Source organism: Candidatus Effluviviaceae Genus V sp. (assembly GCA_014728125.1).
In the GTDB taxonomy this organism is placed as follows: domain Bacteria; phylum Joyebacterota; class Joyebacteria; order Joyebacterales; family Joyebacteraceae; genus WJMD01.
Map to the genome: position 1 here is coordinate 1 of WJMD01000052.1, position 21,952 is coordinate 21,952.

Annotated in this window: 16 protein-coding genes; 1 reads left to right on the forward strand and 15 read right to left on the reverse strand. The window is 66.7% G+C overall.

Going from position 1 to position 21,952, the window contains the following annotated elements; translation table 11 throughout:
* The 7 genes from GF405_02760 to secD form a co-directional block, all read right to left on the reverse strand.
* Positions 1–926, reverse strand: a 926-nt coding sequence (locus GF405_02760; GenBank protein MBD3367081.1) for a hypothetical protein, incomplete at its 3' end; no start/stop codon positions are given.
* A gap of 178 nt (positions 927–1,104) precedes the next feature.
* Positions 1,105–2,361 (reverse strand): asparagine synthetase B, encoded by a 1,257-nt coding sequence (locus GF405_02765; protein ID MBD3367082.1) that lies wholly within the window; start codon positions 2,359–2,361, stop codon positions 1,105–1,107.
* Between the two features lie 3 nt (positions 2,362–2,364).
* Complete coding sequence (locus GF405_02770; protein MBD3367083.1) at positions 2,365–4,191, reverse strand: tetratricopeptide repeat protein; 1,827 nt, start codon at positions 4,189–4,191, stop codon at positions 2,365–2,367.
* Positions 4,188–7,556 (reverse strand): hypothetical protein, encoded by a 3,369-nt coding sequence (locus tag GF405_02775; protein MBD3367084.1) that lies wholly within the window; start codon positions 7,554–7,556, stop codon positions 4,188–4,190. The genes GF405_02770 and GF405_02775 overlap by 4 nt, the downstream gene beginning before the upstream one ends.
* A 37-nt stretch (positions 7,557–7,593) precedes the next feature.
* Positions 7,594–8,271, reverse strand: coding sequence for a DUF4159 domain-containing protein (locus tag GF405_02780; GenBank protein ID MBD3367085.1), 678 nt, complete (start codon positions 8,269–8,271; stop codon positions 7,594–7,596).
* A gap of 202 nt (positions 8,272–8,473) precedes the next feature.
* Positions 8,474–9,379, reverse strand: coding sequence for a protein translocase subunit SecF (secF, locus tag GF405_02785; protein ID MBD3367086.1), 906 nt, complete (start codon positions 9,377–9,379; stop codon positions 8,474–8,476).
* 51 nt (positions 9,380–9,430) lie between these two features.
* Complete coding sequence (gene secD, locus GF405_02790) at positions 9,431–11,071, reverse strand: protein translocase subunit SecD (GenBank protein ID MBD3367087.1); 1,641 nt, start codon at positions 11,069–11,071, stop codon at positions 9,431–9,433.
* Positions 11,072–11,388: 317 nt separating this feature from the next.
* On the opposite strand from secD, the gene GF405_02795 reads away from it, so the two are divergent.
* Positions 11,389–12,054, forward strand: a complete 666-nt coding sequence (locus GF405_02795; protein ID MBD3367088.1) for a hypothetical protein — start codon at positions 11,389–11,391, stop codon at positions 12,052–12,054.
* Between the two features lie 54 nt (positions 12,055–12,108).
* Here the strand turns inward: GF405_02795 and GF405_02800 are convergent, their stop codons facing one another.
* From GF405_02800 to metG, 8 genes are all read right to left on the reverse strand, one after another.
* Positions 12,109–12,825 (reverse strand): pyridoxine 5'-phosphate synthase, encoded by a 717-nt coding sequence (locus GF405_02800; GenBank protein ID MBD3367089.1) that lies wholly within the window; start codon positions 12,823–12,825, stop codon positions 12,109–12,111.
* Between the two features lie 10 nt (positions 12,826–12,835).
* Positions 12,836–14,020 (reverse strand): hypothetical protein, encoded by a 1,185-nt coding sequence (locus GF405_02805; protein ID MBD3367090.1) that lies wholly within the window; start codon positions 14,018–14,020, stop codon positions 12,836–12,838.
* A gap of 246 nt (positions 14,021–14,266) precedes the next feature.
* The gene (locus GF405_02810; protein ID MBD3367091.1) at positions 14,267–14,962 is read right to left on the reverse strand and encodes a hypothetical protein; all 696 of its coding nucleotides are present in this window, start codon (positions 14,960–14,962) and stop codon (positions 14,267–14,269) included.
* A 206-nt stretch (positions 14,963–15,168) separates the two neighbouring features.
* Positions 15,169–15,774: a hypothetical protein gene (locus GF405_02815; protein MBD3367092.1), complete on the reverse strand. Its 606-nt coding sequence runs from the start codon at positions 15,772–15,774 to the stop codon at positions 15,169–15,171.
* Positions 15,775–15,786: 12 nt separating this feature from the next.
* The gene (locus GF405_02820; GenBank protein ID MBD3367093.1) at positions 15,787–17,676 is read right to left on the reverse strand and encodes a hypothetical protein; all 1,890 of its coding nucleotides are present in this window, start codon (positions 17,674–17,676) and stop codon (positions 15,787–15,789) included.
* Positions 17,677–17,704: 28 nt separating this feature from the next.
* The gene (rsmA, locus tag GF405_02825; protein ID MBD3367094.1) at positions 17,705–18,556 is read right to left on the reverse strand and encodes a ribosomal RNA small subunit methyltransferase A; all 852 of its coding nucleotides are present in this window, start codon (positions 18,554–18,556) and stop codon (positions 17,705–17,707) included.
* A complete protein-coding gene (locus GF405_02830) occupies positions 18,553–19,953 on the reverse strand; it encodes a YchF/TatD family DNA exonuclease (GenBank protein ID MBD3367095.1) in 1,401 nt (466 codons plus the stop codon). Before GF405_02830 ends, rsmA begins: the two co-directional genes overlap by 4 nt.
* A gap of 35 nt (positions 19,954–19,988) precedes the next feature.
* Positions 19,989–21,929 carry a methionine--tRNA ligase gene (gene metG / locus GF405_02835; GenBank protein MBD3367096.1) on the reverse strand — a complete coding sequence of 647 codons (1,941 nt, stop codon included), beginning with the start codon at positions 21,927–21,929 and terminating at the stop codon, positions 19,989–19,991.
* Positions 21,930–21,952 lie beyond the last annotated feature (23 nt).

Consider the following 21,952-nt stretch of genomic DNA (forward strand, 5'->3'; position numbering starts at 1 on the left):
AGCATGTCCCACTCGACGACCGGCAGCGCGCACGACGCGGTCAGCGCATCGTAGAACGCGTCGCGTTCCGCGTCCCCGGCCCACATCGGGTTCGCGCTCGCCTCGTTCAGGTCCCAGTCGTCGACGACGACCACGTACTCGTCGTGCGTCGCCTCGTACCCCCTCAACACGTACCTGCCGCGCGTCGTATATCCGAGCGAGTCGGCCATCTGGATGTAGACCGTCTGGTGCCCGGGGGCGACGTCGAGCTCGAAGTGCGTGAGGAACGGATCGTAGGAATCGCCCAGGGTGGTCGTATCGTCGACCGCCACGTCGTATCCGGCCAGAACGTCGCAGGTGGTCGTGGACGACCAGTCGAACTCGATGGTGACGTTCGTGAAGACATCGATCGGGTCGTTGTGCGAGCTCTGCGCCACCATGCCGCGGAACCTTCTGATCTCCAGCAGGTTCGGCCGGACGACGAGGCGCGGCGCGTTGAGTTCGACGACGGAGTCGAACGTGCGTGTCGCGGGCGTCGGGTCGCTGAACCCATCGTCGTCGATGGCCCACACGCGGAACGTGTGAGTTCCCGAAAGCTCGTGCAGGGTCACGGTGGTCGTGGTGCAGGGCAGATCGTCCTCGAAGGCGACCGGCTCCTCTTCCCCGGAGGCGTGGAGCGAGTAGCCGTAGCCCGTGACCTCGCCGTCGCGGTCCCAGCCGGTCCAGCGGAACCGCACGGACGGGCAGGCGACTCCCTGGGGCCCGAGCGTGATCTCGGTCTCGGGGTGTCTCCGGTCGGAGGCCGTTTCGACCTCATGGCCGCCGGCGGCGCGGCCACGCTCGTTCGCCTGAGGCGCGACCGGCGCGGGTCCCAGCTTCCGGCAGCCTCCGAGCACGACACACAGAACCGCGGCGAGGGCCGCCGCGGCGAACAGAAAGCGTCTCATGGCGTCACCCTCCTTTCCGGAAGGCTGAGTCCGACGCCACCACTATACCACAGGGAACAGCAGAAACTCAAGAAAAGTGTCCGCTCGACCGCAACGCCCGAGGGAGGCGCCGACGCGGGGCGACACCGGACTCCCGGCGTCGGTCGCGGTATCACGCGAAGCGCGTCCGCGTCCCGCGCTACGTCTTCCGCTCCTTCTTCTCGGCCGCCGGGAAGAGAATGTTGTTGAGGATCAGGCGATAGCCCGGTGAGTTCCTGTGCATCGAGAGGATGGTGGGAGGGTCGCCGATCATGTGCCGGTAGTCCTCGGGGTCGTGTCCCCCGAGGAACGTGAAGGTGCCGCGGCCGACATTCCCGTGGATGTACTTCACCTCCTCGGTCTCCGGGTAGTCCGCCAGCACGGTGACGTGGCGCTTGATGAGCGGGCGCCGGTAGCTCGTGGTCTGCCCCATGAACCCCTTCACGACGTTCGTGTGGCACTGCGTCAGCATCGTGGGGACGGGGTCGATCTTCGCGGAGAACTCGAAGAGCGTGAAGTAGTCGACCTCCTCCGGCCGCGCGTTCGCTGTCTGAGTCATGTCGATGTCGGAGAACTCGTAGACCAGCGGACTGGTGATGAGCTGGAACTCCTCGAACGCCACGCAGCGTCCGAAGTCGAGCCTCTCCTGGCAGCTGGGCTCTGGGGGATTCCCATCGTACGGCGTGTCGACGATGTCGACCCCCTCCGCCGCGAGAGCGATGTCGTAGCTGTCGGTCGCGGAGCACATGGCGAAGAGGAAGCCGCCGCGCGCGACGTAGTCGCGGATGCCACGGGCCACAGCCTTCTTGTGCTTAGAGACTGACGGATACCCCTGCTCCCGGGCCGATGCCTCGTAGTCGGCCACCTGCCGCCGGTACCACTCGGCGTTCCGGAAGGACGCGTAGAACTTGCCGTACTGCCCGGTGAAATCCTCGTGATGCAGGTGCAGCCAGTCGTACCGGTCGAGCTCTCCCGAGAGGACCTCCTCATCCCAGAGGACCGTGTAGGGGATCTCGGCGTACTCGAGGGCGAGCATCACCGCGTCGTCCCAGAGTTCCTCGAGCTCGGGAGCGTAGAGCGCGACCTCGGGGGCCTTCTCGAGCAGGACGACCTCCATGTTGCCCTCCTCGATCGCGGCGTACATGTCGGTCATCTGCGCACCGTCGATCTCCTCCCAGGCCACCCCCCGGAAGTTGCACTCGCTGGCGACGTCCGGCCCGCCGTCGAGGATGTGAAACGAACCGTTGCGGTAGTTCAGGAGCCACTCGACCCGGTAGCCCTTCTCGAGCGCCCAGTAGGCGACACCGTAGGCCTTGAGGTGGTCGTCCTGCGTCAGGTCCATCGGCACGAGGATCGTCCCCGCGGCGACCTGGGCGACGAGCAGCAGAACGATGAGAGCCGGGAGTGTTCGCGTCATCCTCTACAGTCCCTCCTCACGCCGTATGGCCTCGGCGCGGCGCCGGGCCTCGCCGGTCAGGAAGTTCGACGGGAGCTGTTCGATCAACATCGCGTACTCGGCGAGTGCCTCACCCGGCCTCCCGAGCTCGCCGGTGAGTATCGCGCCCCTGCGCATGTGTGCCTCGGCCCGCGTCGCGAGGGTCCTGCCCTCTCCGGTCGCCTCCGCGTAAGTCTCGAGCGCGGCGTCGTAGTCGCCCGACATCTCGTGGACGCGCCCGAGAAGCATCAGGGCCTCCGAGGCCACCGGCTCGAGCCCGGCGCTCTCGACCAGCGTCTCCAGCCGGGACTCGGCCTCCGCCAGGTCGCCCGACAGAAGCGCCGCGTGCGCCTCGGCCAGCCGCCGGACCGGGACGACGTCGCCCGTCTCCTGCGCGTCGGAGAGCACGAGCATCAGTCGGAGCGCGTCGTTGACGAGCACACCCGCCGGGTCCTCCTCGACGAGCTCACGAAGCCGCTCGAGGGACCCCTCGATGTCGAGGTCGAGAAACGCCACATAACCCAGGTAGTATCTCGCGCGATGCCGCGTCTCGTCCCGGGGCTTCCCCCCCAGGATTGCCGCGGCGGTCCCGGCGGCGTCCTCCAGTCGCCCGAGCGCGAGCAGCGCGTCGATCCTCAGGAGGTCGACACGGTCCCGAACGGACCGCTGGCGGAACCGCGCCCCGTCGGGAATGCGATCGAGCGTCGCGAGTGCCCCGGTCGGGTCGTCGAGCGACTCAAGCTGGATCTCCGCCTTCTCCAGAAGCGCCTCGCCGCGTATGGGATGCTCAGGGGTGGTCGTTGTCAGCTCCTCGAGCTCCGCGGCCGCCTCATCGGGCCGGCCGACATCGACGAGGAGCCGCGCCGCGTAGATCCCCGACACGGCGGCGTTGACCGTGCCCTCGTAGCGCTCGACGACGAGCCGGTAGGCGTCCCGCGCGCGGCCCGGAAGTCCCTCGTCGTTGAGGATCTCCGCGAACTCCATGAGCATGCGGCCCTCTGCGCCGGCCCGCGCGTCGGCCAGCTCGAATGCCCTGAGGGCGTCGTCGTATGAGCCAAGCGCCAGCGATACGCTACCCGCGAGGCTGAGCTCGCCCGGCGTGGCCGTCTCGGAGGACATGACGGCGTCAACCCGGCGGCGGACCAGTCGTTCATCCGCCCCGTCGTCGAGCATCTGCTCGACGCGGTTGGCGGCCCACTGGTCCATCCCCGGGTGTTCGCGCGCCGTGGTGAAGCACTCGTCGAGTGCCTTCTCATGCTCACCGAGAAGAGTGTAGAGCTGCGCCAGCTCCTCGCTGAAGAAGGTCTGCGTGCCGGACACACGCCGTCCCTCGAGGTAGATCTCGACGGCGCGCTCGTACATCCGGTAGCGTACCTCGAGCGCCCCGACCTCCGAGTACCTGACCACGTCCGCACGTCCCTTGCGGGCACGCTCCAGCCAGATCTCGTGAGCGCGGTCGAACTCCGCGAGCCGTGCGTAGGTCTCCCCGAGTTCCATCATGACGCGGTCGTCGTCGGGCCTCTGCTCCAGCCGCGCCTTGAGGAGCGGCACCAGCCGCTCCCTCTGGAGGTCGGCGGCCTGGTAGGTCTTCGCCAGCGCCCAGAACACGCGGTCCTCGTCGGGATACCTCCGATAGAGCTCCTCGGAGAGGCGGACGGCCTCGTCGACGTCCCCCATGACGAGCGCGTGTCGCGCCACCGCGAGCTCCGACGCGACCCGGTCCGGGCGGCGCGGCTCCCGCGCGACGATGTCGCCGGACAGAAGCGTCGCCAGCAGTACGACGGCGGCGAGTGCGGGAAGGGCGTGTCTCACGGCGCCGCGTCCCCCTCTCCATCGCTCCCTGTCTCGCCGGAGAGCGACTCGAAGTATGCGCGAATGAGCTCACGGTACTCCGACGGGTACTCCTGCTGCATGGCCCGGAGCAGGTCCTCTCTGAGTTTCTCCGAGGCGCGCTCGAGTTCCTCGGGCAGCGCCCCCGGCGACTCCCGGACGTAGTCCTCGCCCGACTCCGAGCGCCGGCGACGGGTGTAGTCGCGTCGCCTCAACGAACGCTGAGCGTCGAGGAGCCTCGAGAGGATGCGCTTCTGCCGGTCGATCGTCTCCTGCGACGCGCCGCTCCGCTCCATCTCTTCAAGCGTCTTCTCCATCTCATTCGCCGTCTCATCCAGGCTGCCGAGGATCTCCTCGCGGTCGCCGAACTCCTCGGCCAGTCGTCTGGCCTCGTCCATCAGCCGCTCCTGTCGAGCTCTCATGTCGGCGAGCTGACGGCGAACCTCCGAGCCCATGCCCGACTCCTCGCTCTGCCGCCGGAGCTGCTCGGTCATCTGGTTCAGCTGCGACTGACTCTGCGCCATCTGTCGGAGCTGCTGCATCAGCTGCTGCATGGCGCCGCCGCTCGACGACGACTGCGACTGCTTCGTCGTCAGGAGCTCAACAACGAGCCCGTTGACGCGGCCAAGCGCCGCCTCCGCCTCCCGCCTGCCGGCCTGCGTGCCGCCGTCGGCGATGCTCCCCGCCGCGCGCATCATGTGCATCTCGACGATGCCGAACCCCCGGTAGAGGCCCGGGTCGACCGCGAACGAGTCCTTGGTCTTTCTGAACATCCGCTCGGCGATCTTCGACATCGACGCGGCGAGGTCGGTCTGCTTCGCCACGAGCTCGACGAGTTCGTCCCGCGGAATGCGGCGTCGATCCTTGACCGAACCGAGGATCTCCTCCTGTTCGTTCGACACGCCGAGCAGCTCGTCGATCGCCCGGAGCGTCGCCTCGCGGTCGCGCTGCTGGAGACTGCAGGAGGCGCCCCCCTGGCATGACGAGAGGCGGGTGAAGAGGCTCTTAAGATCGTTGGCGGACGACTCGCACTGTGCGGCGGCCTCCGAGGGCATCGACTCCGCCAGCTTCTGCTGCGCCTGGCTCATCTTCTCGATGGTCCCGGACTCGTCGAGCGAGTCCGCCGCCTCGCGCATGTCGCTCGAGGTCTCGCTGTCGACCTGCTCCATGTCGGAGATGGCCTGTTCGAGGTCGCGGCGGAGCTTCTCCGTCTGCTCCCTGATGTCGCGCTGCTCCGATGCCATCGCGTCGCACTGCTCGCCGGGGGAGGCCTCTCGCGCCTCCCGGGCCAGCCGCTCCTCGCGCGCTGCCAGCTCCTCGGCCCGGGATGCCGCGTCGGCCAGCTGCTGCTCGGCCCTGACGCGTTTGAGAAGGTTGAGCGTCTGCTCGAGCCGGCGGCGGTAGTCCTCCTGCGTCACAGACATGTCGTTCATCGACCGGCTGACCTCCTCCGGGTCGAGGTCGGCCATGGCCTCCCTGATCTGCTCCATCAGCTCCCGCATCTCGTCGTTGGCCACCTCATCGAGGATCTCGGAGATCTCCTGCACCTTCTCGAGCGTCTCGAGGGTCACGCGGTCGGTCTCGCTCATTCTCTCACCGAGTTCCTCCATACGCTCGGCCATCTCCTCGGCCCGCTCGGCGACCTCCTCCTGTCTGTCGAGGGCGGCCTCGACCTCCTCCTGCCGCTGCCAATCGAGCTCCGGCTCGCTGCGGATCTCGTTCCGGATCTCTTCGAGTTCGTCGCTGACCTCCTGCTGGTCCTCGACGAGCTCGTCGAGCTCCTCGACGATGGCGTCCTCCTCACCCGTCACCTCCGCGTACATCTCCGCCATCGACGGGAAGCGGACGATGTAGCGTTCGCTGCGGGCCGTCTTGGGCCCCGTCACGGTGTCGTTGTCCACAACCTCGGCGAAGTAGATGAGGACCGAGCCGGGCAGGATGCCCGTCTCCGAGAGGTCCCAGGTGATCTCCGAGACGACCTCCCGTCCGCCGGCGTGCGGAAGCGGGACCACCCCCTCCTCGGCCAGGCCGTCCACGGCATACCGGATCCGGAGCCCCGACACTCCGTAGTCGTCGATGGCAGAGACGGCGATGTCGAGAAGCATGTCGTTCGGAATCTCGATGTCCCGGCCCGGTTCGACGATGGTGACCAGCGGGCTCTCGTCGGGGATCGCGCTGATGGAGTAGGTCGGCGGCCCGGCGTTCGCCAGACCGAGCGTGTCCTCGATCTCGATGGAATAGGCCTGGCTCTCGGAGACCGTCAGCGTGCCGCTGAACGACGCGGGACCCATCCTCTCGAGGTCGAGAGCGCCGCCGTCCTCGAAACGGAGGACCGCGCTCTCCAGGGGCTTGCTGCCGGAGATGCCGACCTGCACGCGTGTCCCCGCGAGCGCCGTGATGTCCCCGTTGTTCTCGTCGACCGTTCTCGGGACAAGCCCGCTGTACTCCGGAAACTCGTAGGCGAGCCTCACGCCGGAGACGAACGGCCGCTCGAGCACCGCCACATCGAACTCGTCGCTCGTCGTCTCCCCCGCCGCGACCGAGTACGAGAGGGGTTCGCGGACGTCCGACACTGTCGCCCGGTACCCGTCATCGGTACGCGTCATGGTCCGCTCCGTCGCGGCGCCGTTCCTGTCGCGCGTGACGAAAAGCGGCGCATCGTCCTCCGGTCCGCGCACCACGGCCCGCACCCGCAGGCTCGACCCCGAGACCAGCGTTGTGTCGCCCGGGGTGACGGACAGCGTGACCCGCGGCATCACATCGCTCCGCCAGGGTTCCCGCAGACGCCCGACGGCCGCGACGCCGTCGGTCCCCGTCGCCCCGACCGCCGCCACCGAGACCGCGAGCACGACCAGCAGCACGAGAGCCCGTCGGCCGAGACCTCGCACGGCCGCGGCGTCCCGGATGTCGCGACCGAGCACCAGCCCGGCCGCCTCGTCGATCAGCGCGTCGATGAGTTCGACCGAATAGCCGTGGCGCCCGCGCCCGCGCTTCGCCCAGAGACCGGCCGCCGCGCGGAGCCTCTCGCCCATCTCCGGATGGCGTTCCTCTATACGCGCCGCGATCTCCTGCGGACCTAAGCGCCGCGCCAGCGGACGGCCGACCCGCACTGCGAGGCCGCCGACCAGCCCGGCAAGAACTGCGAGCGCGAGCGACGTCCTGACGACAGCTGCGAGGCCCACGAGGACGTCGAGCAGGACGACAGTGGCCGACGCCGCCAGGAGGAAGGCCAGCACCTCCAGGAGTCCGGCAAGAGCCTGCCGGCCGCGCCGGCGGGCGCCCACGTCCGCAATGCGTCTCAGAATCTCGTTGTAGCTCGCGTCGATGGCCACGGTGCCTCTTCTCACGATGCTCGCGCCCGGCCGTGGTGGCGTCCGGGCCGAGCTAGTGGGTCAGCGCGTAGACGACGACGTTGACGCCCATTTTGAGCGCCGCCTCCCGCTTCCCGGGAGGGTCGTTGTGCACCTCGGGATCCTCCATGCCGTCGCCGATGTCGGTGTTGAAGCTGTAGAAGACAACGAGCCTGCCGTCGAGATGGATGCCGTATCCGTGCGGCGGGCCGCCGTCGTGCTCGTGGATCTTCGGCAGTCCGCTCGGGAAAACGAAGTGCGACGAGTAGATGTCGTGGTCGTACGGAAGCTCCACGAGTTCGAGGTCCGGGAAGACCTCCCGCATGGCCTCTCTGAAAGACCGGTCCATGCCGTAGTTGTCGTCGGCCCAGAGGAAGCCCCCGCGCTCGAAGTAGCGCCGCAGACTCGCCGCCTCCTCGTCGTCGAGGGCGACCCTCCCGTGTCCGGTCATGTAGATGAAGGGGTGGAGAAAGATGTCGTCGCTCGAAGGAGAGACTGTCGCGGCCCGCGGAGCGACCTCGATGTCGGTCCTCGCACGTACGGCGGACAGGAGGTTCGGGAGGGCCGTCGGGTTCGCGTACCAGTCGCCGCCCCCGCGGTACTTGAGCTGCGCCACCGTGAAGACGTCGCCCGCGGCCACGACAGCCGCCGGAACAAGCAGCAGCGCGGCCGCCGCGGCGATGATGACGCGTGTGAGGCGGCGTCTGGGCATCCTCTTCCCTCCGGGATCGGTACACGCCTCGTGCCGTTCGCGGGTCTGCACGTTGTCTGACGCGCGGCGGGGCCGTCGCGTTCAACGCCCCCGCTCTCTTCATTGTAGCGCGCGCCGGCGGCTCTTCAAGCCCACGGCCTCAAAACAGACGCGGCGCCCCGGAGACAGGACGCCGCGTCGGTTCTCATCGATGGTCCGACGACTACCGCTTCCTCCGGCGCCTCGCGTCCTGAGCGATCTGCCACTCGACGACCAGCGGGCTCGCCACGTAGATCGACGAGTACGTACCGATGATGACGCCGACCATCAGCGCGAACGCGAAGTCGCGGATGACCTCGCCGCCGAAGATGAAGAGACAGAGGACCACGAGGAGCGTCGTCAGGGACGTCACGAGCGTTCTCGAGAGCGACTCGTTCAGGCTCGTGTTGACGATCTCGACGAAGCTCCGACCGTACAGCTTCCTCTTGTCCTCGCGGATGCGGTCGTAGATGACGATCGTGTCGTTCAGTGAGTAGCCGACGATCGTGAGAAGCGCCGCAACGACCGGCAGTGTGATCTCGAATCCCGTCATCGAGAAGATGCCGAGCGTGATGAGCACGTCGTGGACGAGCGCCGCCACGGCACCCACCGCGAATCTGAACTCGAAGCGGATCGAGATGTAGATGAGGATGCCGATGAGCGCGTAGATGATCGCCTGCGTCGCCTTCGACTGGAGTTCCTTTCCCACCTTCGGACCGACGAGTTCCTCGCGCCGCACTTCTGCGTTGTTGTCGGGGTTCTCGGCGTTGAGAGCTTCGACGATCTGCGACGTCAGGTCGACGTCGTCCTCCTCGCTGACGCGGATGATCGCCTCCCGGTCGTTGCCGAAATGCTGGATCTCGGCCCCGCCCAGCCCGATGCCGGCGAGCGTGTCACGGATCCGCTCGGCCTCGATCGGCTTCTCGAAGCGGACCTGCAGGAGGATGCCGCCCTGGAAGTCGATGCCGAGCTTCGGGCCGCCCTGAACGAGCAGCGAGACGACGCCCACGCCGATCAGGATCAGCGAGAAGATGAAGGCGGCCCGCCTGTGCCCGAGGAAGTTGATGTGGGTGTCCTTGACAAACTCCATCGTGCCTCCTTGCGCCACGACCCGGGGCTCACGCGTCCCCGGCGGCCGGGACTAGATACTCAGGCGCTTCACGTTCCGGCTGAGCGTCACGAGGTCGAACACGACGCGGGTCGCCACGATCGCTGTGAACATGCTGGCGAGAATGCCCAGCGAGAGCGTTACCGCGAAACCCTTGACGGGGCCCGTGCCGAACTGAAGGAGCACGGCCGCCGCGATGAGCGTCGTGACATTGGCGTCGAGAATCGTCGTGAAGGCCCGCTCGTAACCGTCCCTGATGGCGGCGCGGACCGTCTTCTGGTTTCGGATCTCCTCGCGGATGCGCTCGAAGATGAGGACATTGGCGTCGACCGCCATTCCGATCGTCAGGATGATGCCCGCGAGGCCCGGCAGCGTCAGCGCCGGCTTCGGGCTCACGGGGAGCGACGACATCAGGGCGACGACCACGAGGATGTTGATCGCGAGCGCCCCGATGGCCACCAGACCGGACGCACGGTAGTAGAGCAGCATGAACAGGACCACGAGGATGCCGCCGATCAACATCGCGCGAACGCCGAGGGTGATCGAGTCACGTCCCAGCGACGGACCGACCGTCCTCTCCTCGACGACCGTCATCGGCGCCGGCAGCCGGCCGGCGCGGAGCACGATGGACAGGTCCTTCGCCTGTGCGTCGGTGAACGTCCCGGTGATCGAGGCGGGGGTGCCGGCGGGGATCCTGTCGCGGATCACGGGCGCCGACTGCACGACGCCGTCGAGCACCATCGCGAGGTACTCGCCGACGTGCTCTCCGGTGTAGTCGGCGAAGATGCGGCCGCCGCTCCGCGAAAGGCGGAGCTGGACACCGGGCGAGTTCGGGTAGTCGGGATCGAGCCCTGGCCTGACCTCGGCGGAGACGACGACAGAGCCTGTCATGATCGCCTCGTCCTCGAGGAGGTAGAACGCGCGGTACTCCTTCCCGTCCTGCATCGTCCGGGTCTCGTTGTCCCAGGCGATCCTGACGCGCGGGACGCCGGGCTGCCCCTCCTTGTGCGGCAGAATCTCGTCGAGGTCGAGGCGTTCGAGCTGCTCCCTGACCCAGGGGACATCCTCCTCGGCGAAGTAGGGGATGTCGCCCGGCAGGATTGCCTTCGCCGTCACGGGACGCTCGCGCGCCGCCTGCTCCGCCTCGGAGAGAACCAGCTCGTCCTCCTCGGGCAGCTCGCCGTGCGCCCTCATGGTGTCCACGAGCGCACGGTCGATGGCGCGGAAGGCCAGGTCGTACACGTCGGGCGTCGCCACGGGCACGAACTCGAGGAGCGCGGTCTTGCCGATGAGCCGCTTGGCCCGCTGTTCGTCCCGGAGCCCGGGCAGCTGGACGATGATCCTGTTCTCGCCCTCCCGCTGGATGGACGGCTCGGCCACACCGAACTCGTCGATGCGGTTGTTGATCACCTCGAGGGCGCGGTCCATCACGTCCCTGGCCTCGTCGGCCGGGAGCCCCTCCTTGTCCACCTCCAGAACGAGGTGCATTCCACCCTTGAGGTCCAGGCCGAGACGCAGCGACCGCGCCTCGAGTTCCTCGACCGTCTCGGCCGGCATCGCGGCCTTCTGCTCCTCATCGAGCGATAGATAACGGAAGGTGTACGAGGCCCGCCACGCCGACAGGACGACGACGATGAGAACGAGCAGTACCTTCCACCGCAGGTTTGACGTCATGAACTACCTCCGCGGGACAGCCACGGGTCCGGGCTCACGTAGGCCGGGAGCGGCTCGAAGTGCGTATCAAACATAACACCCGATGATACTTGTTTCTACCGCCGGCGGTCAACGGGAAAGCCCCTTTTCGCCGAGCCGGCGGGCGCCTCACTCACGATCGCCCACAGCTTCTCAGGGGCCGCGTCATCGACCGACAGGCCCGCGTCGCGGGCCGTGCGCGGATTTCCGGCCGCCCCTTTCCCCTTGCCCGGCTCCCCGCCGAGGGCCTACCCTCGGAGGGACATCGTTTTCCAACAGTGGAAAGGAGCCGGAGCGGCGTGTCACACGAGTGGTCGAACTACTGGCAGGACGCACGAAACCTCAGGTGGTCGATCGTCGACCAGATCGTCTTGGACCGCGTGGCCACCGTCCTCGGATGGGGACCTGACCGGACGCTGCTCGAGCTCGGCGCGGGGCGCGGCCTCCACAGCCACCGTCTGTTCGAGCTGATGCGGTGCGAGAGACCCGACCTCTACGAAGTGAACCCGGAGATGCTCCGCTACATGGAGCGAATGGGGTTCAACGCCATCGGTGACGACGCCGACCTCAAGCACGAGTACGACATCGTCTGGTCGTACGGCGTCCCCGAGCACTTCGAGGAACCGATGCGGCAGGAGATCATCGACCGCCACTTCGAGCTCTCGCGGGACTGGGTCCTTCTGGTCATCCCGAGGAAGACGTGGCTGAGACGGAGCGTGGCGCGGACCGACCGCATTCCTGCGCGCGACTTCACCGACGAGGAGCTGCGCGACAGGCTTAAGCGGGGCGCGGAGCGCCACTGGAAGAAAGGGGCCTCAGTCGTCGTGGTCGAGCACTTCTGCCCGCTCTTCGGCATCCGCCACATCGACGACAGCCTGTTCCCGGTGGTGGAGGCCCTGACGGGATGGGCCCTCCCGGGCGGCCTTCTCATCGGCTGGGGCAGACGAGAGGCCGGCGGCGACTAGACCCGCGCTCCGGTCCGCCACAGCGGGGCACTCGCCGCCGCTCCACGGCCGGCCCTACGCGACATCGAGCAGCGCCAGCATCTCCCGGACCGCGAGGTCGATGCCGACCATGACGGCCCGTGCGATGATGCTGTGCCCGATGCTGACCTCACTGATCTCCGGGATCGCCGCCACGGGGGCCGCGTTGAGATACGTCAGCCCGTGCCCGCCGTGCACATCGAGTCCCATCTCCCGGGCGGCACCGACCGCGACACGGATCCTCTCGAGTTCCCTCTCGGCCGCGCCGGGATCCCCGGCGTCGGCGTAGAGACCCGTGTGGATCTCAACGATGTCGGCGCCGACCGCCTTCGCGCGTTCGACCTGCACGACGTCCGGATCGACGAACAGGCTGACGGCGACACCGGCCTCCCTGAGTGACGACGCGGCCCGCCGCACGTCCTTCTCTTCGGCCATGACGTCGAGACCGCCCTGCGTCGTCAGCTCCCCCTCGCCCTCGGGAACGAGGGTCACCATGTCCGGCAGCACGCCGAGTGCGACACCGAGCAGCTCCTCGGTCGCCTTCATCTCCAGGTTGAAAACGCCCGCGACCGTCTGCTTCAGGACCTCGACGTCCCTGTCCTGGATATGGCGGCGGTCTCCCCGCAGATGGACCGTGATCCCGGAAGCTCCGGCCAGCTCCGCCTGCGATGCCGCCCACACGGGGTCCGGCTCGTCGGCGCCCCGGGCCTGCCGGATGGTCGCCACGTGATCGACATTGACGGACAGCCGCATATCGTCCCTCCTATTCAACCAGTTCGGACACGAAGACCAGCTCGACGCCGCGCTCCTCCAGATCCGGAAGAAGAGCCGCCAGTTCGAGGAGCGTCTCGGGCGTCGGGTGTCCGATACCGATCGCCGCGCCGCGCTCGCGCGCGATCGTCTCCAGATCGGAGATCCTCGTCGCCACGTCGACCTGGCCGTACTCGTCCAGCAGAGTGTCGATGAACATCAGGTTCCGGGCCGTCGGGATCGCGGCCCGCTCGGCCTCGAGGAAGCCGACGGATTCCGGCGTGGTCATGCTGTCAACGTAGAAGAGGTTCTCGCGCTCGAGCGCCCACATGACGGCGCGCATCCGCAGCCGGTCCTTTGTCAGCGCGGAGCCCATGTGGTTGTTCGCGCCGATCGCGTGAGGGACCTCATCGGCCGCCTCGGCGACGAGCCGACGGATCTCGTGGACCGTGTGCGACATCAGAAGCGCACCCTCTCCGGGGTCGGAATCGGGGTAGCTCTCTGGTTCCATTGGGATGTGGACCAGAACCTCCTTGCCGGCCTCGTAAGCTGCCGTCGCGATCTCGCCAGCGTAGGGCGTGTGAGGCAGCACGGAGATCGTGATCGGAGCGTCGAGCCGAAGGAAGCTCTCGACGGTTTCGTCGTGATTGTGACCGAAGTCGTCGATGATGAGCGCTACCACCGGACCCTCGTGACGCGCCTCGGGCCACTCGCCCTCGGTCTCGCGCAGCGTGATCCGGTGCGTCTCCCGGTTCCCGAACCCCAGGCGCAGCTCGAGCCGGGACTGTCCCAGATAGTCGGGCTCGCCTTCGCTTCCCCTGACGACCTCCCCGCCGGCGTCTCGCACCGTCTCGGTGAGAACGATGTTCGCACGGTACAGGGGGTATCCTGCCGGCAGAGCGCCCTCGAGCGTGTGATGGACCCACTCATCGCCCTCCTCGATGCGCCTCTCCTCGTCGCGCGAAACCCCGCGCGCGCCCATTCGGACGAGCGCCTCCGCCAGCGCGCCATCCAGCTCTTCGGCCCGTTCACTGAGCGGTCGGCCGCCCAGGGAGACGTCGAGCCCGCCGTCCAGCCGGCCGCTCGACACCAGCTCGATGACGACGAGAGCGACGACGAGAACGACCGCCGCGGCGACGATCCAAAGGCGCAGCGAACGCTGGGCGCTGCTGCCGCGTCGTGGTCTTCCTTTCGGCATGCTGCGGCCTCCCCGAACCTGGCGCGCGTAGCTGGTCGACAGGGTGGATTCTAGAGGCGCTGCGCGGGCGGGTCAACCACGTGCGTGCGGAAGCCGTTGACGCTCCGCCGCATCAGCGGACGGGCAAGGACTCCGGGCGGCGTGACACGAAGCGCTCGCGCGGCGGCCCAGCGGTCGGACGACAAGAAAATCGGGCGGCGCTCAGGAAGCGCCGCCCGGGATAGGCTCTCTGAAACGTGCTCGTTCCTACGGCAGGTAGTTCGCCTTGACCCGTCCGAAGGTCGTCTCCTCGACATCGGGGGTCACCGGCTGCGTGGAGTGTCGCCCGCCCGGCGCCGTCGCCAGGTCCTCCCAGCGGATGATCTCGTAGAGCGTCTCGCCGTCGGGGCCCGTCTCCAGAGGGTCGATCCTGAAGACGAACTCGACGTCCGCGTCGGCTCTCCGCTGGAGGTTGTTCGGGAACCACACCATGAGGTCGGTGTCCATGAGGTACGTCCAGCGATCGTCCATCGGATCGTCGGGATCCGCGCCCTGGTTGTACTCGTAGGTAATGGTCGTCAGGGTCAGCGTGATCTGCTCGACCTCATCGTTCGGGTCCGGGACCGGGTCGATGCCGAACATCTTCCGGTGAACCGACTGCTCGGTCGCCTTGCCCCAGTACTCCGGGAGCGTGGCGTCGTCATCGAGATCGACCTCTGCGAGATGGAACTCGAACTCCTCGGCCAGACAGTCGAGGTACTCCTCGATGTTCATGTACTCGTACGCGGTGTTGAGATTGTAGATGACGTTCTCGGGAGACGTTCTCGTCTTGTACTGGACCTCGACGTCATCGTCGTCGCCGCCGCCCGGCGGGGCGAACGGGTTCTGACAGCCGGCGAAGGCCAGCACGAACACCGACATTGCGACCGCAAGCGCGGCCCGAGAGATGCGGGTCGTCCTCATTTTCGCGTCACCCCCTGGTGTTCCCCTCACTCACACCGCTTCACAGTATAGCAAGAGTTGTGCGCTCAGTCAACTGACGCCGCCGAGGCGGGGTTCATTCAACATCCCGTCCGGAGACCGCGTCGCCTCCATGAAACGGGGCGCCGCGTCGGGTGAATCCGTACGCCATGGTGCAATGACTGTGCCGATGTGGTCGAGCGGGTGAGTCAGCCGCGGTTGTCGCCCCTGAGGACGCCCCACGTGTCGTACTCGGGGTACTCGGTGCGCCGGTCGACCCACTTGTAGATGGCCCACGTCCCCGTGTCGCGGTATCTCATGTGGAGGGTCACCTGCCCCTTGTAGACGACCTCCTCGGTCAGATCGCCCGTCTTCCACACGATGACCAGCTCGTAGTCGTCCTTGCGGTAGATGTCATCGCCCTCCGGCGGGAAATCGTCCTCGACCTCGGTCAGGGTCAGCGAGATCGACTCCGCCCGGGGGAAGATGTTCTGGACGTACGTCTCCTCGTCGGACAGCGTCCAGTTCGCGTAGCGCTCCTCGGCCTCCTGCCCCGCATCGAGCGAGTCGGAGGGGTCGACGTGGAACCGGAAGTCCTCCGTGAAGCAGTCCTTGTAGTTCCCGATGCTCTCGCCCTCAAGCGCGTTCTTGAGGTTCCGGAGCACGGCCGAGGTGTAGGCCGGCGTCTCCCACTCCGTCTCATCCTCGCTCGGGGGGCCATCGGGATCTCTCGGCGAGAGCAGACACCCGCCTTCGAGCATCGCTCCCACGGCAAAGGCCAGCAGTATCAGGAGCACGCGGCGTCCCGTCGTCACAGTATCCCCTCCCTAGAACGTCCTCACGATGTTGAGCGAGATGTCCCAGACCTCCTTCTGCCGCTCGACGATGTTGGTCGCGTCTCGGTGCTTCCGCCCGACCGAGAGCCGGACCTTGGTGCCGTCCTCGAACTCGTGCGTGGCGTTGGCCTTGACGCTGGCGCTGGTGTCGAAACGCTCCCAGGCGAACTCGCGCTCGCCGTCGCTGAAGGTCCATCTGGTTTGGACGCTGTAATCGTGGCTGGCTTCAAAGTCGATGACGTCGAAGATGCGGTACTTCAGCGTCAGTGACATCCTGTGATTGTCGCGCTCGCTGTTTTTGCCGTAACGCTCGACGCCCTGGTCGTCCTCTCTGTAGGAACCCTCGTCCTGACCACGGTACTCGTGGCTGATCGAGAGACTGACCGGGTCGAGCACCTTCCAGTTCGCTGTCGTCTGCACGCCGAAGTTGCGGATCAGGAAATTCGAGTCCTCTTCGTACCTGTAGAACGTGTAGTCGGCCGAGAGCGTGTACGTCTGCTTGACGCTGAAGCGCGGCGAGAAGATCTTCCGGATCCACGGCGAGACGGCATAGGTCTCGGAGGTCTTCGTATCGCCGCTGCGTGACGTCCTGATGTAGATCAGCTGGTCCTCGCGGATCCGGACACTCAGGCCGGCCGACAGGTCCCTCCGCGGCTTGTACTCGAGATTGAGAGAGCTTTCCTGATCGTAGATGTCGCGGTCCTGGTCATTGTTGCGCGTGTCGTCGAACATGTGAGCGGTGAGGCCGACGCGCCACTGCACCGACGCCTCGAGCTTCTCTCCGAAGCTGTGCGAGATCGTCGCACCGAACGAACCGGACTGCTGATCGCCGGTTCTGAAATCGTAGTACTCGTTGCGCTTCTTCTCGGAACGCAGGGTCGCCGACATGTTCGTCTCGCCGAGCGTGTACGACAGACTGGCGTCGACGCCTCTTGAGGTGATCTCGCTGTCCTTCGTGGTCTCGATGTCATAGGTCGCCTTGGAGCGGCTGTAGTTGAAACCGATCTGCGTCGTGAGCCCTTCGACGAGCCCGAGGGTCGTCTGGACGTTCGCCGACTCACTGTCCTGCTCTCTCCGCTCGGTCTGCTCGTCCTTGGGATACTCCTTGACGCCCGCCGTACGAGCCATGTTCACGCGGACGCTGTGGTTCTCCATCGTGTAATCGAACGAGGCGCGAATCGCGTTGTTGAACGACTCGTCCTGGCTCTCGAGCGCGCCCTGCTCCGAGTCGAGCAGCGAGTGTGACCCGCTGTAACCGATCTCGGTCGTCAGATGGTCGCCCCTCCGGTACGTGAGGGCCGCGTTGACCGACTGGTTCGAGCCGCGGCTTTCGATGTTCGAGTACTCGTTCCGTTCGATGCCGGCCGACGTGCCGAGCGAGGCGCTGAGACCCGAGAGGAACGCCTTCTTGTAGCTCGTGGAGAGACTGACGTTTTCCCTGTTCCGGAACGTCTTCGACTCCTCGTCCGTTCCCTCGTTTCTGATGTCGACCTGCTTCACGCGGTGGTACTTCAACCCGGTCGAGATGGCGCTCGAGACGTTGACCCCGAGCGTGGCGTTCCAGTTCTCCTGGCGGTTGTTCCTGTCGAGGACCTCGTTCTCCCGGGTGGTGATGTTCGTCGTGGCCCGGAATGACATCTTCGGGGAAAGCTGGTACGACAGACTGAAGTCGTGCCTCCAGCTCGAGATGTCCTGGTCCTTGTTGTACGAGAGATCGTATTTCGGACTGAATCCGGCCTGGGAGGCCGTGTCGTTCGTGCCCTGGAACCCGGTCGGGCCTTCGCCGTTCTCCCCTTCCCCGTCCTGCGCCTGTGCGGGCGCTGCGGCGAGCGCGAACGTCGCCAGAAGAACGACCGGTATGATGAGACGGCGGACCATCACGTGATCTCCACAGCGGGAGTGTTCAGCATCATCCTGCCCGTTCGAGCCGGTCGAGCGAGACGGCGAGACGGTCGAACTCGTTGACGGACAGCGTCTCGCCCCTGCGTCTGAGGTCGATGCCGGACGCTGCGCAGAGTTCATCCGTCGTGACCCCGACCGGCTCCAGAAGCGGCCTCAGCGCCGATCGGAGCATCTTGCGCCGACGGCCGAACGCGGCGCGCACGACGCCCTCGAACGTTGAGGCCCTCGACGCCAGCTCCGGCGGATGGGCGAGGTCGATCTCGATGACGGCCGAGTCGACCGCCGGACGCGGGACGAAACACGTCCGCCTGACCTGGAAGAGCCTTCTGACGCCCGCGACCGAGCCGAGCATGACCGTCAGCGCCGAGTAGTCCGGGTCGCCCGGTTCGGCCGCCAGGCGCGCCCCGACCTCGGCCTGGACCATGACCACAGACCGACGCACGACGTCCCGTGCCTCGACGATTCGCTCGAGCACCGGGCTCGTGATCGCGTACGGCAGGTTCCCGGCCACGATGAGCTCCGACGCGTCGCGTTCGCGGGCCACACGGTCGAGATCGAGATCGAGAAAATCGCCCTCGACGAGTTCGAGCCCCGGCACATCGCCGTACTCGCTCCGGAAGGCCGCCGCGATGCCCGAGTCCAGTTCCACCGCGACGACGTGCCGCGAACGTTCCACCAATCCGAAGGTGATGGCCCCGAACCCGGGACCGACCTCGACGACGATGTCTCCCGGGTCCGGGCCTACGGCCTCGACCACCTTCGCCGCCGCGTTCCGGTCGGCGAGGAAGTTCTGGCCCCGCCCCTTCGCGGGCGCCAGCCCGTACTTCCGGAGCATCGTTCCCGGCGGGGCCGGTCTCATGCCGTGTTCCGTCCTCGCGGGCTCATGAGCCCGACGCCGCCGCCCCGCACGCGCAGCGGCACCCCCAGCTCGTTCGCGATGGACCGCACCTCGTCCACATCGACGCCGGGGACATCGACGAGACTCGCGGTCACATCGAGCCCGGCGCGCACGCACTCTCTGATGAACGACACGACGTGTCCGAAGGTCTCCTTGCCCCGTCTCGGTCTGCAGATCTCGTTGTAGGTCTCGGCGTCCGACGCGTTCAGACTGACCGACACGGCGTCGACGACCTCAGCGAGCTCGGGAGCGATGTTCCGGTTCCAGATCATGCTCCCGTGCCCGTTCGTATTGATGCGGACTCTGGCACCCTTCTTCTTGAGCGCCGCCGCGATCTCGAGGAGCGCGTCGAGCCGCATCGTCGGCTCGCCGTAGCCGCAGAAGACGATCTCGTTGTACTTCGTCGGATCGCCCACCTCGCCGAGCACCTCGTCGACCGTCGGCTCCCGTTCGAGACGCAGATTGTACCCCCAGAGGATATCGCTCTGGTACCGGACACAGAACCTGCACGCGTTCGAACAGCGGTTGGTGATGTTGAGGTAGAGGTTCCCCCACATCTCGTAGGTGATCGACGGCGGGGGACGCTCGGGGATGCGGAAGAGGCGCATAGCGTTCCCCGTCGCCGCTCGAGCCAGGTCGGCGACGCTCATGTCCCTGAGCTCCGCGACGCGCTCCGCCACGAAGGCCACGTAGGCCGGCTCGTTCCGCTTTCCCCGGTGCGGCTTCGGCGTGAGCCACGGCGCATCGGTCTCGAGAAGGAGTGTCCTCCGGGGGACCGTCTCCGCGACCTTCGCCAGCCGGCCTCCGGACGAGAAGGTAACGGGCCCGCCGATGCCGACATGGAACCCGCGGCGCACCACCTGCTCGGCGTACGCCGCGTCGCCGGGGAAGCAGTGCATCACGCCCCCGACCTCGCCCGCGCACTCGTCGTCGACGATCTCGAGCACGTCATCGAGCGCGTCCCGGTTGTGGATGATGAGCGGTAGTTCGAGGCGCCTTGCCAGCCGGATGTGCTCCCGGAACGCCGCCCTCTGTGCGTCCCTGGGTGAGTGGTCCCGGTAGTAGTCGAGCCCCGTCTCCCCGATGGCTACGACGCGCTCGTGTCCCGCCATCGACTCGATCCTGGAGAGGGTGCGTTCGTCGACCGACGCGGCTTCGTGCGGGTGTATGCCGACCGACGCGTAGATGAAATCGTACCGCTCGGCGAGGTCGATGGCCGCGCGGCTGGTCTCCAGGTTGAAGCCGACGTTGATGATGAAGCTGACACCCGCGGCCCGCGCACGAACGATGACGTCGGAGCGGTCCGCGTCGTAGTCCTCGAGATCGAGGTGCGCGTGCGTGTCCGCCAGAAGCGGCAGGTCCCCGGATACGGTGGTGTCGCGCTCGTCGCCCACTAGCTCACCTTCGTTCCAGGCGCGAGGTCGCGGTCCGGAACGAGCAGCGCGAGACCGTCGTCGCTCGATGCCGCGAGGAGCATCCCCTGCGACTCGACGCCTCGGATCGTCGCGGGCTCGAGGTTCGCGAGGACGACGATCGACTTGCCGACGAGCTCGTCCGGTGTGTACTGCTGGGCTATTCCGGCCACGATCTGGCGTTCCTCGCTCCCCAGGCTGATCTTCAGCCTGAGAAGCTTGTCGGTCTTCTCGACCCGCTCAGCCTCGAGGACGCGGGCGATCCGGATGTCCAGTCGCTTGAAGTCGTCGAAGTTCACCATCTCAGGCTCCTCTCCCGTCTCGTCGTCGGCGACGGCGGACGCGTCCTCCGTCGCCTCTTCCTCCGACGCGGTCATCACATCGAACCGGGCGGCGAGTTCCTCGTCCGTGTGCTTGGGGAAGACGGGCTCGCCCCGCTCGATGAAGATCTCCCGTGACCACCCGGAGCCCCACGACATCATGCCCTCCAGGGGCACTTCTCCGACACGGAACTCCGCTCCGATCGTCTCGAGGATCTTCTCACACTTCCCGGGCATGACGGGCCACGCGAGTACCGCGACCTGTCGGACCGCCTCGAAAACGTCGAAGAGAACCTGCGCCAGGCGTTCGTCGTCGCCGCTCTTCGCGAGCTCCCAGGGCTTCTCCTTCTCGATGTGACGATTGGCACGGCGGACGAGTTCCCACATCGCTGCGAGCGCGGCCTGCGGAGCGTAGCGGGAATAGTCGGTGACGGCCTGTCTCCACACCCTACCCGCCAGCTCCTCGAGCCCCTTGTCGGATGTATCGGAGAGATTCGTGAGCTTCCCGTCCAGGTACTTCGCGACCATCGCGGTCGCGCGGGAGACGAGATTACCGAGGTCGTTCGCCAGCTCAGAGTCGTACCGCGCCCGGAACTGCTCCCAGGTGAAATCAACGTCTCGCCCGTAGGTGCCCTCGCGCATCAGGAAGTAGCGGAGAGCCGAGGGGCCGAACATGTCGGCCGCCTCCAGGGGATCGACCGTCACGCCCCGACTCTTCGAGAGCTTCTGTCCCTTGAAGTAGACGAACCCGTGTCCGTAGATCCTCCGCGGAAGCTCGACGCCGGCGCTCATGAGCATCGCGGGCCATATGACGCAATGGAATCTCGTGATGTCCTTCCCGATGATGTGGACGTCGGCGGGCCACCATCTGGAGAACATCTCCTGGTCCTCGCCGAACCCGACGCCGGTCACATAGTTCGTGAGTGCATCGAGCCACACGTAGATGACCTGCGACTCGTCCATCGGGAGCGGCACGCCCCACTCGCTTCCGGCGCGCGTCACGCTGATATCCTCGAGGCCGCCCCGGATGAGCTGGACGATCTCGTTCCGCCTCGACTCCGGCTCGATGAACTCGGGGTGCTCCTCGATGTGCCTGAGTAGCGGCTCGGCGTACTTCGACAGCCGGAAGAAGTAGTTCTCCTCCTTGATCCACGACGGGCAGGTTCCGTGGGTCGGGCAGTTGCCGTCCTCGAGGTCCTTCTCCTGCAGGAAAGCCTCGCACGACTCGCAGTAATAGCCCTCGTAGTGCCCCTGGTAGATGTCGTGTTCGAGCGCGCGGAAGAGGTGCCCGAGCCTGCGAATGTGGTCCTCGTCGGTGGTGCGGATGAAGCGGTCGAAGCGGATCTCGAGGTTCTCCCAGATGTCGCGGAAGACGCCCTCCATCTGATCGCAGTATGTCTTCGGGTCAAGGCCTCTCTCTCGCGCCGCACGAAGAACGTTCAGCGAGTGCTCATCGTTCCCGATCTGGAAGTAGACGTCTTCACCAAGAAGGCGATGGAACCTCGCGAAGACGTCCGCGGAGATCTTCTCGTAGGCCGTCCCGATGTGCGGCGTGCTGTTGACGTAGTCGATCGCCGTCGTGATGTAGTACGTGTCCGCCATTCCCCCGCCTCTCGTATCGCGGC

What these genes read in the sequence shown, in the direction of transcription:
- GF405_02765 (MBD3367082.1), bottom strand. Translation starts at nt 2,361, where the DNA reads ATGACGCGAACACTCCCGGCTCTCATCGTTCTGCTGCTCGTCGCCCAG.
- GF405_02780 (MBD3367085.1), bottom strand. Translation starts at nt 8,271, where the DNA reads ATGCCCAGACGCCGCCTCACACGCGTCATCATCGCCGCGGCGGCCGCG.
- secF (MBD3367086.1), bottom strand. Translation starts at nt 9,379, where the DNA reads ATGGAGTTTGTCAAGGACACCCACATCAACTTCCTCGGGCACAGGCGG.
- secD (MBD3367087.1), bottom strand. Translation starts at nt 11,071, where the DNA reads ATGACGTCAAACCTGCGGTGGAAGGTACTGCTCGTTCTCATCGTCGTC.
- GF405_02800 (MBD3367089.1), bottom strand. Translation starts at nt 12,825, where the DNA reads ATGCGGCTGTCCGTCAATGTCGATCACGTGGCGACCATCCGGCAGGCC.
- GF405_02805 (MBD3367090.1), bottom strand. Translation starts at nt 14,020, where the DNA reads ATGCCGAAAGGAAGACCACGACGCGGCAGCAGCGCCCAGCGTTCGCTG.
- GF405_02810 (MBD3367091.1), bottom strand. Translation starts at nt 14,962, where the DNA reads ATGAGGACGACCCGCATCTCTCGGGCCGCGCTTGCGGTCGCAATGTCG.
- rsmA (MBD3367094.1), bottom strand. Translation starts at nt 18,556, where the DNA reads ATGAGACCGGCCCCGCCGGGAACGATGCTCCGGAAGTACGGGCTGGCG.
- metG (MBD3367096.1), bottom strand. Translation starts at nt 21,929, where the DNA reads ATGGCGGACACGTACTACATCACGACGGCGATCGACTACGTCAACAGC.